Here is a 15,961-nt window from a genome sequence, read left to right on the forward strand (position 1 = left end):
AGTACTAATGACCCGAGAGGCTTAACCTTACAACACCAAAGGTGTTTTAGATTGGCTCTGTGATAGACCTAGATTTTTCAGCTGATTGTTCCGAGATTGGTTCGTAGTGCAAGCCTGAGGTAGGGTGAGCGTTATGAATGAAACAGAATTTGCCTGGCGGCAGTAGCGCGGTGGTCCCACCTGACCCCATGCCGAACTCAGAAGTGAAACGCCGTAGCGCCGATGGTAGTGTGGGGTCTCCCCATGCGAGAGTAGGGAACTGCCAGGCATCAAATTAGTAAAGTTTGCTATTAAGCAGGCTGTTATAAGAATAAGCGTGCTGATATGGCTCAGTTGGTAGAGCGCACCCTTGGTAAGGGTGAGGTCCCCAGTTCGACTCTGGGTATCAGCACCAGTAACAAGCGTAGAGTTCGGTAAATTACAGAATTTGCCTGGCGGCAACAGCGCGGTGGTCCCACCTGACCCCATGCCGAACTCAGAAGTGAAACGCCGTAGCGCCGATGGTAGTGTGGGGTCTCCCCATGCGAGAGTAGGGAACTGCCAGGCATCAAATAAGTGGAAAGCCCTGTACTGACGTACAGGGCTTTTTGCTTTTGTCTGCGTAAAAAATCAGTGATTAGAGCTTTGTGAGATACCAATCCCTGTTTGTGAACGAACAAACTGAGGATAGAAACGCTCTCTCTCTTTTTGCCCTTCAACAGAATTGTCGGTAATAGAGAAGAACCAGGTTCCTGCAAAGGCAACAATCATTGAGAAGAGAGCCGGATATTCGTAAGGATAGATTGGCTTCGCGTGTCCTAAAATCTGCACCCAAATCGTTGGACCCAGAATCATCAGTATCACGGCCGTTAGTAACCCCAGCCACCCACCTATCATCGCGCCGCGAGTCGTCAATTTAGCCCAATACATCGACAGAAGAATAATCGGGAAATTACAGCTTGCTGCGATGGAGAATGCCAGGCCCACCATGAACGCAATATTTTGTTTTTCAAACAAAATACCCAAAGCGATCGCCACGATACCGAGAACGATAACGGTGATCTTTGAGACCCTCAGCTCATCCCGTTCCGTTGCCTTACCATCTTTAATGACGCTGGCATAAAGGTCATGAGAAACCGCAGATGCACCAGCCAGTGTTAATCCTGCCACTACGGCCAGTATTGTCGCGAAGGCCACTGCAGAGATGAAACCGAGGAAGAAGCTCCCGCCGACCGCATCGGCCAGATGTACCGCTGCCATATTATTGCCGCCGAGCAATACGCCGCTGGCATCTTTAAATGCAGGGTTTGAACTGACCAGCACGATAGCGCCAAAACCGATAATGAACGTCAGGATATAGAAGTAACCAATGAAGCCGGTTGCGTAAAATACGCTTTTACGGGCTTCCTTAGCATCATTAACGGTGAAGAAACGCATGAGAATGTGCGGCAAGCCTGCGGTCCCAAACATCAGTGCAAGCCCCAGCGATAACGCCGATATCGGGTCGGAAACCAGTCCTCCCGGGCTCATGATCGCGATACCTTTTGAATGCACTGCCACGGCCTGTGTAAAGAGGGTATTGAAGTTAAAACCGACGGATTTCATGACCATAACGGCCATAAACGTGGCGCCCGCCAGCAGCAGGATTGCCTTAATGATTTGTACCCAGGTTGTTGCCAGCATGCCGCCGAACAGCACGTAGAGCACCATCAGGATCCCAACCAGGATGACTGCAACATGATAGTTCAGGCCGAACAGCAGTTGGATAAGCTTACCGGCCCCCACCATCTGTGCAATCAAATACAGTGCAACCACCACCAGCGAACCACAGGCTGAGAGCAGGCGAATTGGCTTTTGCTTCAACCGGTATGAAGCGACGTCGGCGAAGGTGTATTTACCCAAATTACGCAGACGTTCAGCAATCAGGAAAAGGATGATTGGCCAGCCGATAAGGAAGCCTATGGAATAGATCAGGCCATCGTAACCGGAGGTATAAACCAGCGCGGAGATCCCAAGGAAAGATGCGGCTGACATGAAATCACCGGCAATCGCCATCCCGTTTTGCAGTCCGGTAATTCGGCCGCCAGCCGTGTAATAATCCTGACGGGAACGCGTCCGTTTAGCGGCCCAGTAGGTGATATAAAGCGTCGCACCCACAAACAAAACGAACATCACTATCGCTTCAATATTAAGAGGCTGGCGTTTTACCTCTCCTGCAATTCCTTCTGCTGCAAAAGCGCTGAAAGGCAAAGCCAGAGATAACATCAGGAAAAGGAGGGAGCTACGGCGTGCGATCATGGCTTAACCTCACGGATAATATCAGCCGTCAGCTGGTCAAACTCGCTGTTCGCGCGAATGACATAGATGCCAGTGAGGATGAAAGAAATCACGATCAGCCCGACGCCAACCGGAATACCCCGCGTGATTGTGGCGCCTTCATACAACGGCGTCCCCAGCCATTGCGGGTCGAACGCAATCAACAAGATAAAAGCGACATACAACACCAGCGTGATGCCTGACAAAAGCCAGGCAAAACGGCTGCGTTTTTGCACCAGTTCCCTGAAGCGCGGGTTACTTACAACTCTCTGATAAATGAGATCATTCATCTCAGTGACTCCTGTGAGGCATTGATAGAGTTCACCGCGCCAGGGCGGTGAAAATTATGACGGCACTTTCATTGATTGTTTTTCTTCCAACAATTTTTCAACTACGCCCGGATCTGCAAGCGTTGAGGTATCTCCCAGATTACTGGTGTCACCGGCAGCAATTTTGCGCAGAATGCGACGCATAATTTTGCCGGAACGGGTTTTAGGTAATGAATCAGTCCAGTGAAGAACGTCCGGTGTGGCGATGGACCCTATCTCTTTACGCACCCAGTTGCGTACCTCCGTATAGAGCTCCGGTGAAGGTTCCTCGCCATGATTCAGAGTGATGTAGGCATAAATAGCCTGGCCTTTGATGTTATGCGGAATCCCGACAACGGCGGCTTCTGCAATTTTTGGATGTGATACCAGTGCGGATTCAATTTCAGCGGTTCCCAGACGGTGGCCGGAGATATTCAGGACGTCATCCACGCGGCCTGTGATCCAGTAATAGCCATCTTCGTCACGACGCGCGCCATCACCGCTGAAATACATGTTTTTGAAGGTGGAGAAATAGGTTTGCTCAAAGCGATCGTGGTCGCCAAACAGGGTACGTGCCTGGCCCGGCCAGGAATCGGTAATCACCAGATTGCCTTCGCATGCGCCCTCCTGCGGGATACCTTCATTATCGACCAGCGCGGGTTGCACACCGAAGAAAGGACGGGTTGCAGAACCCGCTTTCAGCTCCGTTGCACCCGGCAACGGTGTGATCATGAAACCGCCGGTTTCAGTCTGCCACCAGGTATCGACGATCGGGCACTGGCTGTTACCAATCGTTTTGTAGTACCACTCCCAGGCTTCCGGGTTAATCGGTTCGCCCACTGAACCCATGATCCGCAGCGAGGCGCGGCTGGTTCCTTCGACCGCTTTATCCCCTTCCGCCATCAATGCGCGGATGGCGGTTGGCGCCGTATAAAGAATGTTTACTTTATGCTTATCAATGACCTGAGCCATGCGTGCTGGCGTCGGGTAATTTGGCACGCCTTCAAACATCAGGCTGATCGCACCACAAGCCAGCGGGCCGTAGAGCAGATAGCTGTGGCCGGTTACCCAGCCTACGTCGGCTGTACACCAGTAGATGTCGCCGTCGTGGTAATCAAAGGTGTATTTGAAAGTCAGCGCTGCATAAACCAGATATCCGCCGGTGGTATGCAAAACGCCTTTAGGTTTACCGGTAGATCCGGAGGTATAGAGGATAAACAGCGGATCTTCCGCTTTCATCTCTTCCGCCGGACAATCCGCCGGAACATCTTTTATTGCGTCATGCCACCAGATATCGCGGCCTTCTTTCCATTCACCCTGTTTCCCGGTGCGTTTGAAAATAATGGAGTGCGTAACACTGGTGACTGCCGGATTTTTCAGGGCATCGTCCACATTCTGTTTCAGCGGGATGGTGCGACCTGCACGCAAGCCTTCATCGGCGGTGATCACGATTTTGGCATTGGAATCAATGATGCGGCCTGAAACGGCTTCCGGTGAGAAACCGGCAAAAATGACGGAATGCACTGCGCCGATACGAGCACAGGCCAGCATTGCCACGGCGGCTTCAGGCACCATAGGCATATAGATGGCGACAACATCGCCTTTCCTGACGCCAAGTCCTTTTAATACATTAGCGAACTGGCAGACATCATGGTGAAGCTGTTTATACGTGACGTGTTTATTTTCGGCGTTAGGATCATCGCCTTCCCAAATAAGCGCAGTCTGATCGCCTTTCTCTGCTAAATGCCGGTCGAGACAGTTAGCCGCCAGGTTGAGCGTGCCATCCTCAAACCAGCGAATATCAATATTTCCCGGTGCAAACGAGGTGTTTTTCACCTGAGTAAACGGTTTGATCCAGTCGAGGACTTTTGCCTGTTCTCCCCAAAAGGCATCGGGGTCTTCAACAGACTGCTGATAATACTGCTGATATTTTTCAGGTGTGATCAGGGCGCGTTCTGCCACAGAGGCAGGAATAGAATGCTTATGAATTTGGCTCATGGTTTTTCTCCTTTATTTTGTTAAATATATGTCAATCAAAAGTTAAGTGTAGTTTGCGTTAGGGCTTTGTTTGCTTTCTGGGGGGCAGATCACGCAAGCGGAGAAAAAACAGCAAGATATCTGCAACAGCGGTGCGGGGCAGGCCACAAAAGCCAACGTGCCGTCAGAATGAACTGAGGTATGGGCCAAAAAGGAAGCGGAAACTGTCATTTCTCAATGAACGCAGGGCAGTTTGAGAAGAATGATCGACTGAAAATGATCTGAAGAGAGATCCGGATGGACTTAGCTGAGGGCGTTCTTTTGATCTGAATGCAGAGTTTTCTCACCACTGTCGGAGAAAATGTATCAATAACCCTGAAAACGTAAATTTTAATTAAACGAAAAGTAAATTATTGGTTAACTAAAGCTTAACTTTTCAACTTAACAAGAATGATTTTTATTCAGGCCGGAACATTTAATGTTAATTATTTTAACTTTTAAGTTAATTTCCATTCATAAAGGTGATGTTTAAAGATTAATCTGAGATTAAAACTCTTAATATTTGCAATTGGCAAATTATTATAACGTTAAATTAAAAATATCAGTATATTGATCTGGCAAGAGAGGGGTGCTCTCTTCGGTACAGCGAAAAATATCGCCTGTGAGCGTATTTATCACTTAATAGCTACCGTTAAATCTCAAGGACTTACTATGTTTAACGCTAAGAACAAGACACTGATTATTGCTTTATCCACTTTAATTTCCGCTTCAGCTTTTGCTGATGACGTCACAACACCTCCGACCGGCGCTGACCAGGGTTCCGGCCGTATTCATTTCACCGGTACCGTTATTAATGCGCCTTGCTCTATTGCCGCAGGCGATGAAGACATTAATGTCGATATGGGTCAGGTGGCGAATAAGGTGCTGGCAAGCGGCAATAAATATTCTCAAAACGTTAACTACACCATCCATCTGCAAGACTGCGATTTGACCGCGCAAACTGCCGGCACCGTTGAATATCCGGCGATGTCTAAAGTGGCCGTATCTTTTGCGGGTACTCCGGACAGCAGCGCCACTGAACTGCTGGCGAACACCGGCAGCGCTAAAGGTGCAGGCATCCGTCTCATCGACGCTAACGGTGATTTGCTGAAAGTTGGCGATACCTCAAAAGACATTAATCTGGTAACAGGTAATAACGAGCTGGTATTTGCTGCGCGCGTTGAAGCCAACACCCAGCCAGTCTCCACCGGTACTATCGTTTCTCAGGCGACTTACGCCCTGAACTACAAATAAATATTGCTGTTATTTAGGGGAGTTATCTCCCCTTTATTTTCCGGGTGCATCGGGGTTCCGTGCTGGATTTATAAAAAATAGAAAAGTGATTTTATTATGTTGTTTGCGATGGACAGAACATCGACAGGGATGAGAATAACAACAGGGGTTATTATTTTCTTGTCAGGATGCTTTATTTCATTCAAAAGTCTGGCGGTGGAATTTAACGTTAACTTTATTGATTCTGCCGATCGCAATAATGTAGACCTTTCACGTTTTCAGGTGGCGAATTATATTGCGCCCGGTGAATATCTGCTGGATGTCGTGCTCAATGGCCGCACGCTGGGCGATCAAAGCCTGATTAAATATATTCCTACTGAAGATAATAAAAACAGCCGTCTGTGCGTGCCGCCTTCACTGGTGGATAAATTCGATCTGACCAAAACCGCTCAGGCACAGCTGACACTCTGGCATCACGGCGAATGCACTTCTCTGTATCGTCAGAAAGAAATCACTGCGCGTTACGATCAGGAAAAACAGACGCTGAATATCAGTATCCCGCAGGCGTGGCTGACGTTTCACGATGAAAACTGGGTGCCGCCTTCCCAGTGGGATAACGGCGTGAATGGCGTATTACTTGATTACAACCTGCTGGGCAGCAAATACATGCCGCAGCAAGGTAACAGCTCGACCAGTTTCAGCAGCTATGGTACGACCGGATTTAACCTGGGTGCATGGCGTGCCCGCGCGGATTATCAGTATTCCGCCGCCCGGGCGTCAGGATCGCCTGCAAGCGATAAATTCACCTGGACGCAAACCTATCTGTTCCGTGCATTACCTTCCATCGGCGCGCGTCTGACCGGCGGGCAGACCTATTTCAGCTCAGATATTTTCGATTCCTTCCGCTTTGTCGGCGTTTCCGTCAACAGCGATCAGAGGATGTTGCCGCCTTCACTGCGTGGTTATGCGCCTCAGGTAACGGGTATCGCCAAAACCAACGCCAAAGTCAGTATCAGCCAGAACGGCCGGGTGATTTATCAGACCAACGTTTCTCCCGGGCCGTTTGTCGTGCAGGACCTGACGGAAGCCGTCCAGGGCGCGCTGGACGTTAAAATTGAAGAAGAAAATGGCAGCGTAACGACATATCAGGTTACCACGGCAACGATCCCGTTTCTGACCCGCAAAGGTCAGGTGCGCTTCAAGACGGCGATGGGGAAACCGACCACCGGCAGCAGCAATCACGCTTTGCAACCGGGTTTTTACAGCGGAGAAATGTCGTGGGGCGCGCTCAATGATTTCTCCGTTTATGGCGGGCTGATTGCCACCACCGGGAACTATCAGGCTCAGGCGCTCGGCGTCGGGCAGAACTTGCAAAAATTGGGCGCCGTGTCTTTCGATGTCACCCGTTCTTCCGCAACAGTCCCTGTGGCGGGTAAACAAACGGGTTTCAGCTATCGCGCCAACTATTCCAAACGCTTCGATTCCACCGGAAGCCAGATCACTTTTGCCGGTTATCGTTTCTCGGAAAAAACATTCATGTCGTTCAACCAGTATCTCGACAAGGTGAACGGCGACGGGTATTCCCGCGACGATAAACAAACTTATACGGTAACCGCCAACCAGTTTCTGCCGTGGCCGGCGATCACGTTGTATCTCTCGGCGACGCATAAGGTGTACTGGAACGAGAATCCCAGCAATAACTACAGCGTTTCCGTCAGCAAGATATTTGATATCGGGCGGTTCACCGGCATTTCCGGAACGTTGTCCGCCAGCAAGCTGAGATACCGCGATACCGATGAAAACCAGATGTTTCTGTCATTCAGTTTGCCGTTGTCTTCCGGGCAACAGATCAGCTATGACGCACAACAGGATTCCCAGGGCGGCTTTTCGCAAACCGCGTCTTATTACAACAGCCAGGATCCGAACAACAGCTGGCGCGTGGGAGCCGGCGGAAGCAGCCCTGACCTGCAAAAAGGCGACGGCGTTTTCCGTGCTAACTACCAGCACATGTCGCCGTACGGTCAGTTAGGCGTGAACGGCAGCGTAAAAAATAATGATTATCGCTCGGTAAACGCCAACTGGTACGGCTCATTTACGGCCACCGGAGCCGGAGCCGCCTTGCACCAGAGCAGCTCAGGCAGCGAGCCGCGCATGATGGTGTCTGCCGGGGTGAAGGGCATTCCGATCAGCGAAGGCGCGTCGGTAACGAATGATTACGGCATCGCCGTCGTGAACGGCGTCTCAAGCTATCAGACTTCTGATATCCGCGTTGACGTCAATCATCTGCCTGATGATGTGGAAGTTTACAGCTCGGTTGTCAGCAAAACCCTGACGGAAGGAGCAATAGGTTTCCGCAAAATCCGCGCGATTAAAGGCGAGCGCCTGATGGCCGTAATTCGTCTCGCTGACGGAAGCTATCCGCCATTGGGTTCGTCAGTGACGGACAACAGTTCCGGGTTTGAAGCCGGTCTGATTGGTGATGGCGGTCTGGCGTATCTGGCTGGCGTCTCCGGCGAGAAATCGCTGACCGTACGCTGGGGCGATGAACAGCAATGCCGGATACAGGTACCTTCTCAGCCCGTGACCCGTTCCGGTCAGGTGCTATTACCGTGCAGCTGAAAATTAACAAAGTGAATCAGGAAAGGAAGAGTCCGATGAAGAAGCAGATTTTACACACTGGCATGGCGTTACTGATGATGGCCAGCGTGGCCTGTCCGGCCATTGCAGCCATTAACCTTGACCGGACGCGCATCATTTTTAATGCCAATGACAAATCGGTCAGCGTCATGCTGGAGAACCAGAGCAAAGATTTGCCTTATCTGGCGCAGGTCTGGCTGGAGAATGCGCAGGGCGAAAAAATAACGTCCCCGCTGGTGGCGTTGCCGCCCATGCAGCGAATTGATGCGGGTCAGAAAAGCCAGATCCGCGTACTTCAGTTACCGGAAACTGCCGCGCTGCCGAAAGATCGTGAATCGCTATTTTATTTCAATGTGCGTGAAGTGCCGCCAAAAAGCGAAATGGCCAACGTGATGCAGGTTGCGATTCAGAGCCGCGTGAAGCTTTTCTTCCGGCCCACCGAACTGCGCAAATTGCTGAAAGGAAACTGGCAGGAACAGCTTCAGGTCAGCCGCCTTTCGGACGGTTTGAAACTGACCAACCCGACGCCTTTCTATATCACCGTCGGCTATCTGGGTAAGGATAATAAAGGCAACGTGCCGGGTTTTGACAGCGTGATGCTGGCCCCGTTTGCGACGGAATCCCTGACCGGCGGCCAGTACGTCAGCGATCGTTACAGCCTGGGATATATGGACGACTACGGGGGTTTACAGGTGAACGAGTACCAGTGCCAGACGCCTCAGTGTCAGCTCATCAGCAAAGAAGGCAAACGCTAAGTCGTGTGAACGCCCGTATTTAAACCTGTTCATCTCCTTGATAAGGGATTGTTATGCCTGATATTTACCGGTTATCCGCTGGCAGGATGATATTGATTATTTTATTGCTCTGTTTTTCCCGCAGCGTGCTGGCGCTCGATTGCGTGGAAAAAGGAACGGGGATCGTCGATAAACCGGCGATCCCGGTCGGACAACTGGCGATACCGTCGAATGTGCCGGTGGGCACCAAGATCTGGGAATCCAATGACATTAACGTCACCGCGTATTGCGATAACGTTCTGGGTTCAATCATTGATGTGGTGCATTTCTACTTCAACCCGAAATCACAATCCATTGGCGAGGGTTTACTGCTGGGCGTGAGCTATAACGGGCAGGATCTCGAGCAGAATGAACAGCGTCTCAGCACCAACAGCACGCCTATCAAAAAAGGCCAAAACGTGACGGTAAACGTCACTTTCCGTCTGTATATCAAAGTCAGCGGGAACGCGCCTTCTAGCGGTCATTATCAGGGCGCCGACCAGTTCACGGTATTCCAGCTTGATGGCAGCCGCGGCATCAATAAAACGCCTGGCGCGAAGAACCTGAAATACAACCTCTCCGGCTTACAGGGGATTCGCTTCCTGGCCTGTGGCTCCGATTTAAAAGTCTATCCGGAATCTCAGATTGTGGATTTCGGCCCGATTCAGAGCACTATTCTCTCCCGTTCTTCCGGCATTTCTCTGCCATTTGCCATTAAAGCCGTTAAGCAGGGGTGTCTGGATAATTTCTCCCTGCAGGCCGAGTTTTCCACGGCCAGTCCGCTGCTCGATAACACGGCCATAGACTTGTCGAATGGCGCCAAATTAATGCTCTATAACGATAAAGAACAGGCGATTACGTTCAATCGTTACGATGATTTTGCTGAACTCAATAACGTGAATGAAGTAACGAAAAACTTCACGGCGAAAGTGAGTGCGATCCCGGGGAGAGCACTTTCTCTCGGGCAATTTGATGCGTCAGTGATCGTCAAGATTAACTACTACTGACCGCGTCTGTAAGAGAGGGAGAACGACATGCTAAGAACGGCTAAATTACGGGCTCAGGCGCTTGAAGAACCGGTATATTCTGCGCAGGCTCCGGAACTCATTGCTGAGACAGAAATTCATGCGTTGTTGCAAACCTTACGCGAAGATGCCGGATTAAATAAAACTGAACTGGCCCGACGCCTGGGGATCACACCTCCGGCCATCACCCGCCTGGAAAAGCGTCCGGCACAGGCCAGTTTCAGTACGCTGGCCCGTTACGCACAAGCCTGCGGGTTTCAGCTCTATCTGTATTATAAATAGACAAAAGCAGTGACTACCGGGTCTCACAGACTCTTACTGAAGACGCACAGCGTAAACGGTGACTGATTGTTTTCGATGAGCAGGGCGTTATCGCCGTACTTCTTTAAGACCAGCGTATCTGTGTGGCCCGTCAGAAAAAAACTGTTCATCAGTAAAAGTGAGGAAATACGCCAGTCAAAGTCATCCACGCTGTCGATATTGATCTGACTGCTGGTCATCGAATAGGTATCCGTGGCCTTACTTTCATGGATATAATCATAATAGATATTGCGCAGCAGCGTTTTTTTCTCAACGACGACATTTTCGTTGTTATACAAATACCCTGTCCCGCTCAGAGAAATCAAAATTTTATTCTTGCTCAGAAAACTAAAGTACAGCGATGTCACCATTCTGGCTTTTTGATTATCATATTGTGCTTCAATGATCATGTTCCCCCTGCATGGGATATTGACCGGAAATGCCTCTTTCTCTCTTCTTAAAAAAATCTCGCAAAAAACAATGATCAGTAAAACAAAAATAGGGAGCAAGGATAAAAGAAGGATCTTCTTTACTGAAGGTAAGCTTTTATTATAATTTGTCATTCGTGGTCCTGTCATTTGTATAATAACTTATGCAAATGTTCATCTTATGATTATCATCGGTATTACATTGCGTCATAAAGTCGCGCACAGAACCCGTATTTATCGGGAGAGAAAATCGCTCGCTTTGGAATATGAATATTTCACCGGGCTTGCAGGAAATATTGTTTTTCCGCAGGAATATTTCGGCCAGACGCGCGAACTCCTCCTTTCGTGAGGGAGTGACGGGCGCGGCTGAATACAGTTCGCAGACGCCTATTCTCGCAATCTGCAAATGCGCCATCGGGTCACTCAGATTAGGATAAAGGATAAAAATCCCCCAGGCCGTAATCACTGTTGTGACTAAAATACTCATAAAAACAGAGTGTTTTGTTTCCCATCGGTACCGCTCCGGCGTCACGGTGTCGGGCTGAACGGGCTCAGTCACAACCTCTGCGGAAGGCTGTTCTTCAGCGACGGGCAGAATGATTTCCGGGATTTCGATAAAACTTTTGCACTCTTGCGTATTTTCTGCGGGAGGTGCGATTTGCTCAAAATTCACCGCAATGGCGATCTCTTTCCTGATGAAAAAACCCACTTTGGGAACGGTGACAATGAATTCATCGGAATAACCCAGCATAGAAATCACTTTACGTAATTTGCTGATGCAGTGATTGAGATTATTATTACTGGCGGTCAGTCCGTAGTCATCCCATACTTTTTTAAAAAATGTTTCACGATGAACAACAATGCCATGTTGCTCAATCAGCAATAATAAAATTCTCCGCGCAGGATTGGATACAGCGACCTTACTCTCAGCGTCGCTCAGCAAAGAAAGTGAGTTATCCTCTGGATTGAATACTATTTCATTTTCAATCAGATAAATCATTTGCATCCTTCGTCTCCCTGTTAAACATATCCTGTCTTACATTTGCGTTCAGATAATTAGTACAGTGCTACCCTATCAGAATTTTACCCTGATATACCGTCGTAAAGGGGCAGTCAGTATAAACCGTACTATTTAAAAGTCAGATTGTTGTCAGAAATATTTACATGCTGGCAATGCACAGCCTTAACGGGAGAGAAGAAAAAGGGAGGCTTGAACCGGAGAGATATAAATCACGTACGGAATTTTAGTAGTACGTGATTTATACGGTCATCAGGACAGGTACTGGCCGGTAATGTGAATCTGCTGCCGGTCAAAGTCGACAGCAATATCGACACCCAGCGGCAAGGTGAGCATTGGGTGAGTATGGCAGCAGTCAAAGCCGTCGACTAACGGGATATTCTGGTCGTTAAGGATTTCCAGCAGTACATCGGCGGGCTGCCTGCCGGTTCCGGCGTCGTCGAATAATTCATGCTTCCCGAGCACTATCGCACTGACGCGGTCGAAAACGCCATTGAGCTTAAGCATGGAGAACGAACGTTCAACGGTGGCGATATCTTTCAGGCTGTCTTCGATAAACAAAATATCACCCTGACGGATTTCAGGCTGATAAGGACTTCCCCAGATCCCCGAAAGCGTATTCAGATTACCGCCGATGACGCGCCCTTCAATACGCCCTTTGCCCAGAAAACGGCAGGTATTGGCATACAAATGCTTAGCCCGAACCGGAGCAATATCATTCCAGTTAAGCTTTTCGTCCGTCCAGTGTGAGGGCAGAGAATAACGATACGGCGCGTCGTGACGGTTCATCAGAACGTCAGTAAAAGACGCATAAGTCTCATCAACCAGCGGGGGAAATTCGCCGAAAGAGGCAACCAGCGCAGGGCCGTAAAAAGTAATCAGTCCCGTCTGTGCGTAAATGCCTGCCAGCAGCGCGGTGGTATCTGAATAACCAATAATGATTTTCGGGTCAGCGCGCAGTGCGTCGTAATCGAGATAAGGCAGCAGGGAGTTAGTGTTATTGCCACCGATGGTAGACATCACGCAGCGCACCTGCGGATCACGAAACAGCTGGTTTAATTCTTCTGCCCGCCGGGCAACGGATCCTGAACGGTAATGATCTGACTCGCCGGTCAGCAATCCCGCTCTGAGCACAAAACCTTTTTCCCGCAGGAAGTCTTTCCCGCGCGCAAAGCGGTTTGGTGCCGTGGCGGTAACCGGTGAAGAGGCGGAGAAAAAACCAATAGTGTTACCGGTTTTCAATGCTGGCGGGAATAGCGGAGTTCCGGACGAAGGCATTTCTATATCCTATAAATTTGCTCAATGTTCAACCTGCAATGTATCAGCTCAGTTGCAGGTTGAACATGATAAATCAAAGGATTAATGCTCAGTAATGACGTCTTCTGACGGGCTTTTTTTACCAAAAAGTTCATTCACTTTATTCTGGCGTACGAGTATGGCCATTGCGACCACGCCGACGATCGCCAGACCGCTCGACAGGATAAAAGCAGACTGATAACCGCCGCCGTACTGGATTAAAAATCCGGTGATGCTGGGAGATAAAATCCCGGCCAGATTAGCCAGCAGATGGACAAATCCCCCTGCGGTTCCGATGCGGTGCGCCGGCACAATATCCTGCAACAGCGACCAGCACGCCTGCGGCGTCATATACGCGAAGATACTGGCGACGGTTATCAGGGCGACGGCACCGGCCGTATTGCGGGTGTAAGCGGTCATCAGCACGCAACCTGCGGCGATAATCAGGCCGGTGAAAATGACGGCTTTACGTGAAAAAAGGAAGTTACCGGTCCTGCGGTACAGCATATCTGCCACAATGCCGCCGCCAATGAAGCCTGCAGTTGCGCCCAGCCACGGGAGAATGCCGATAATACTCATGCTCCTGATATCCAGATGCTGGAAATCCGTGAGGTAGCTTGGCAGCCATGACAGGAAAAAATACTGAATATAATTGAAGCAGAAAAACGCGGCAGCCACGCCTAATACCGGTTTGGAAAAAACGTAATACCACAGGGTATGCGCATCTTTTTCTTTAATCCCTGAAGTGACCGGTGTCGCCGGACGGTCGCTGGCAATCAGCGTTTTCTCGGCCTCTGAGACGCGCGGATGCTGTTCCGGTTTATCGCGGAAGAGAATCATCCAGGCCGCCAGCCAGACGAAGCCCAGCGCGGCAATCACCACAAAGGCAATACGCCAGCCGAAGTGCAACCCGACCAGCCCGACAATCGGTGCAGCAATTGCGGCGCCCAGCGGTTGCCCGGCGTTGGTAAATCCCACTGCGCGCCCGACTTCCTTACGCGGGAACCAGTTGGAGATGGATTTGTTGGTGGTGGTGCCCATCGGCCCTTCACCGATACCAAACATGACGCGTACGATCAGTAAATGCCCGAAACCTGTCACCAGAGCCGTAGCGCCGCAGAATATTGACCAGAAAGCCGCCGCCAGCCCGAACACTTTTCGCGGCCCGAATCTGTCAGCGCTCCAGCCCCCGATGAAACAAAACAGGCAGTAACCGATGAAGAAGGCGCTGAACAAAATCCCCATCTGTGCATCGTCAATGTGCAAATCGCCTTTGATCAGCGGTGCCATGACCGACAGCGCGGCGCGATCGAGATAATTCAGCATGCCTGCAAAAAACAGCAGCAGGGCGATAACGACGCGGTAATTGGATTTACGCATGAGCCGTCTCCGCTTTCAGGGAAAGTGTTTGTGAGCTGACGAGGTATTTCTTAATGACGGCGGGAGAAGGCTCGAAACCCAGACCCGGTGCATCAGGTAAAACCATGCGTGGCGTGAAATCCAGCTGCGGATAAAGCTGTTCCTGCCACTGAATGAAAGGCACCTCCAGGCTGACACTTTCATCAAGCAAGGCCACCAGCTGCGCGGTCGCCATCAGGCCAGCGCCATAATAGAAGCAGTGCGGAACAACCCGGACAGAATATTGTTTTGCCAGCGCGAAGACTTTCAACATAGCGGTGATACCGCCAACTTTGCTGACGCTTGGCTGCGCGACGTCAATCGCACCGTGTTCGAAATGCTCGACAAATCCCTGTACGCCTGCCGCATTTTCGCCAGCGGCAATTCGTGTGCCCTGCGTTCTGACCTGCGCCAGACCGGCCAGATCATCCGGCGGCCAGACGGGTTCTTCCAGCCATCCCAGATTCAGCGGGCGTAATTCCTTTGCCTGCGCCGTGGCATCTTCAACACTCCACGGGCAATTCACATCGACCATCAGTTCGGCATCCTGCGGTAACACTTCCCGCGCGGCTGCAATGGCAGCGTATTCGGTTTCATGCAGTTTGATGGCGCGGAATCCGGCGTCATAAGTGCTCAGCACTTTTTCGGCCACGCGTTGCGGGTCATTCCCATAACTCACCAGACTGGCATAAACCCCGATTTTATGGCGCTTCGCCCCGAGCAATTGCCAAAGCGGCTGGTTTCTGGCTTTTGCCAACAAATCCCACAGCGCGATATCCACCGCTGAGAGCGCAAACATCACCGGCCCCGTGCGGCCAAAGGCGTGGAAATTGATTTCTGCCTGTTGCATCAGCGAGGCAATTTCTTCAAGGCTTTGCGGGCAGGTTTGTCCGAGGAAAAATTTGCCCACCAGGCCGTTCAGCGCCGTTTCCGTCATCGGGTTAGAAAGATGACCAAAACCTTCGCCCCAGCCGTGTAAACCGGTATCCGTGGTGATTTTGACCAGCAGCGTTTCCATACGGGTTAATGTCGGTGACGCCGCGTTGTAGGCGTCAGTGTTTTTCTCTTGTGATTTTTCCCTGCCGCTGCTGAAAGGAATAGCAACGCGCAATACCTCAATGTGGGTTATTTGCATCAGACAATCCTGTTTGTAGGGCTTTGAGTAAATTTTTTTAGCCTAAGGAAACAGTCTAAAACGAGGAAATATGCCCGTTAACGGACGTTGGCCTAATTT

At 50.4% G+C, this 15,961-nt stretch carries 13 protein-coding genes, 1 tRNA gene and 2 rRNA genes; 8 read left to right on the forward strand and 8 right to left on the reverse strand.

Annotated features, from left to right (window positions below; genetic code table 11):
• Nucleotides 1-152 precede the first annotated feature (152 nt).
• From rrf (KWG64_RS12920) to rrf (KWG64_RS12930), 3 genes are all read left to right on the forward strand, one after another.
• Nucleotides 153-268 (forward strand): 5S ribosomal RNA (rrf, locus tag KWG64_RS12920).
• Nucleotides 269-318: 50 nt separating this feature from the next.
• Nucleotides 319-394, forward strand: a tRNA-Thr gene (locus KWG64_RS12925).
• A gap of 36 nt (nucleotides 395-430) precedes the next feature.
• Nucleotides 431-546: ribosomal RNA gene (rrf, locus tag KWG64_RS12930) — 5S ribosomal RNA — on the forward strand.
• Nucleotides 547-609: 63 nt separating this feature from the next.
• On the opposite strand, the gene actP is transcribed toward rrf (KWG64_RS12930), so the two are convergent.
• Genes actP through acs form a run of 3 tightly spaced genes read right to left on the reverse strand, consistent with a single transcriptional unit; the run spans nucleotide 610 to nucleotide 4,601 of the window.
• A complete protein-coding gene (gene actP, locus KWG64_RS12935; protein ID WP_165058782.1) occupies nucleotides 610-2,277 on the reverse strand; it encodes a cation/acetate symporter ActP in 1,668 nt (555 codons plus the stop codon).
• Nucleotides 2,274-2,585 carry a DUF485 domain-containing protein gene (locus tag KWG64_RS12940; protein WP_101078242.1) on the reverse strand — a complete coding sequence of 104 codons (312 nt, stop codon included), beginning with the start codon at nucleotides 2,583-2,585 and terminating at the stop codon, nucleotides 2,274-2,276. Before KWG64_RS12940 ends, actP begins: the two co-directional genes overlap by 4 nt.
• Before the next feature lie 54 nt (nucleotides 2,586-2,639).
• Nucleotides 2,640-4,601 carry an acetate--CoA ligase gene (gene acs / locus KWG64_RS12945; protein ID WP_218522129.1) on the reverse strand — a complete coding sequence of 654 codons (1,962 nt, stop codon included), beginning with the start codon at nucleotides 4,599-4,601 and terminating at the stop codon, nucleotides 2,640-2,642.
• A 690-nt stretch (nucleotides 4,602-5,291) separates the two neighbouring features.
• Between acs and KWG64_RS12950 the strand changes: the two genes are divergently transcribed.
• The 5 genes from KWG64_RS12950 to KWG64_RS12970 all read left to right on the forward strand — a co-directional run bounded on the left by KWG64_RS12950 (nucleotide 5,292) and on the right by KWG64_RS12970 (nucleotide 10,569).
• Nucleotides 5,292-5,873, forward strand: coding sequence for a fimbrial protein (locus KWG64_RS12950; RefSeq protein WP_152325359.1), 582 nt, complete (start codon nucleotides 5,292-5,294; stop codon nucleotides 5,871-5,873).
• Nucleotides 5,874-5,969: 96 nt separating this feature from the next.
• Nucleotides 5,970-8,471, forward strand: a complete 2,502-nt coding sequence (locus KWG64_RS12955) for a fimbria/pilus outer membrane usher protein (protein ID WP_218522130.1) — start codon at nucleotides 5,970-5,972, stop codon at nucleotides 8,469-8,471.
• A gap of 35 nt (nucleotides 8,472-8,506) precedes the next feature.
• Nucleotides 8,507-9,244: a molecular chaperone gene (locus tag KWG64_RS12960; RefSeq protein WP_370628669.1), complete on the forward strand. Its 738-nt coding sequence runs from the start codon at nucleotides 8,507-8,509 to the stop codon at nucleotides 9,242-9,244.
• 86 nt (nucleotides 9,245-9,330) lie between these two features.
• Nucleotides 9,331-10,269 (forward strand): fimbrial protein, encoded by a 939-nt coding sequence (locus KWG64_RS12965; protein ID WP_255562184.1) that lies wholly within the window; start codon nucleotides 9,331-9,333, stop codon nucleotides 10,267-10,269.
• A 27-nt stretch (nucleotides 10,270-10,296) separates the two neighbouring features.
• Nucleotides 10,297-10,569: a helix-turn-helix domain-containing protein gene (locus tag KWG64_RS12970; RefSeq protein ID WP_104923563.1), complete on the forward strand. Its 273-nt coding sequence runs from the start codon at nucleotides 10,297-10,299 to the stop codon at nucleotides 10,567-10,569.
• Nucleotides 10,570-10,592: 23 nt separating this feature from the next.
• On the opposite strand, the gene KWG64_RS12975 is transcribed toward KWG64_RS12970, so the two are convergent.
• The 5 genes from KWG64_RS12975 to KWG64_RS12995 all read right to left on the reverse strand — a co-directional run bounded on the left by KWG64_RS12975 (nucleotide 10,593) and on the right by KWG64_RS12995 (nucleotide 15,862).
• Nucleotides 10,593-10,997 carry a FidL-like protein gene (locus tag KWG64_RS12975; RefSeq protein ID WP_195813548.1) on the reverse strand — a complete coding sequence of 135 codons (405 nt, stop codon included), beginning with the start codon at nucleotides 10,995-10,997 and terminating at the stop codon, nucleotides 10,593-10,595.
• A 139-nt stretch (nucleotides 10,998-11,136) separates the two neighbouring features.
• On the reverse strand, nucleotides 11,137-12,021 hold the full coding sequence (locus tag KWG64_RS12980) for a winged helix-turn-helix domain-containing protein (protein ID WP_218522133.1): 885 nt from the start codon (nucleotides 12,019-12,021) through the stop codon (nucleotides 11,137-11,139).
• Between the two features lie 264 nt (nucleotides 12,022-12,285).
• Nucleotides 12,286-13,311: a S66 peptidase family protein gene (locus KWG64_RS12985; RefSeq protein ID WP_218522134.1), complete on the reverse strand. Its 1,026-nt coding sequence runs from the start codon at nucleotides 13,309-13,311 to the stop codon at nucleotides 12,286-12,288.
• Between the two features lie 81 nt (nucleotides 13,312-13,392).
• Entirely contained in the window at nucleotides 13,393-14,709 is a 1,317-nt protein-coding gene (locus KWG64_RS12990) for an MFS transporter (RefSeq protein ID WP_218522135.1), read from the reverse strand.
• Nucleotides 14,702-15,862 carry a mandelate racemase/muconate lactonizing enzyme family protein gene (locus KWG64_RS12995; protein ID WP_218522136.1) on the reverse strand — a complete coding sequence of 387 codons (1,161 nt, stop codon included), beginning with the start codon at nucleotides 15,860-15,862 and terminating at the stop codon, nucleotides 14,702-14,704. The genes KWG64_RS12990 and KWG64_RS12995 overlap by 8 nt, the downstream gene beginning before the upstream one ends.
• Nucleotides 15,863-15,961 lie beyond the last annotated feature (99 nt).

Origin of the sequence: Rahnella sp. PD12R (assembly GCF_019200965.1) — a bacterium.
Lineage (GTDB): Bacteria > Pseudomonadota > Gammaproteobacteria > Enterobacterales > Enterobacteriaceae > Rahnella > Rahnella laticis.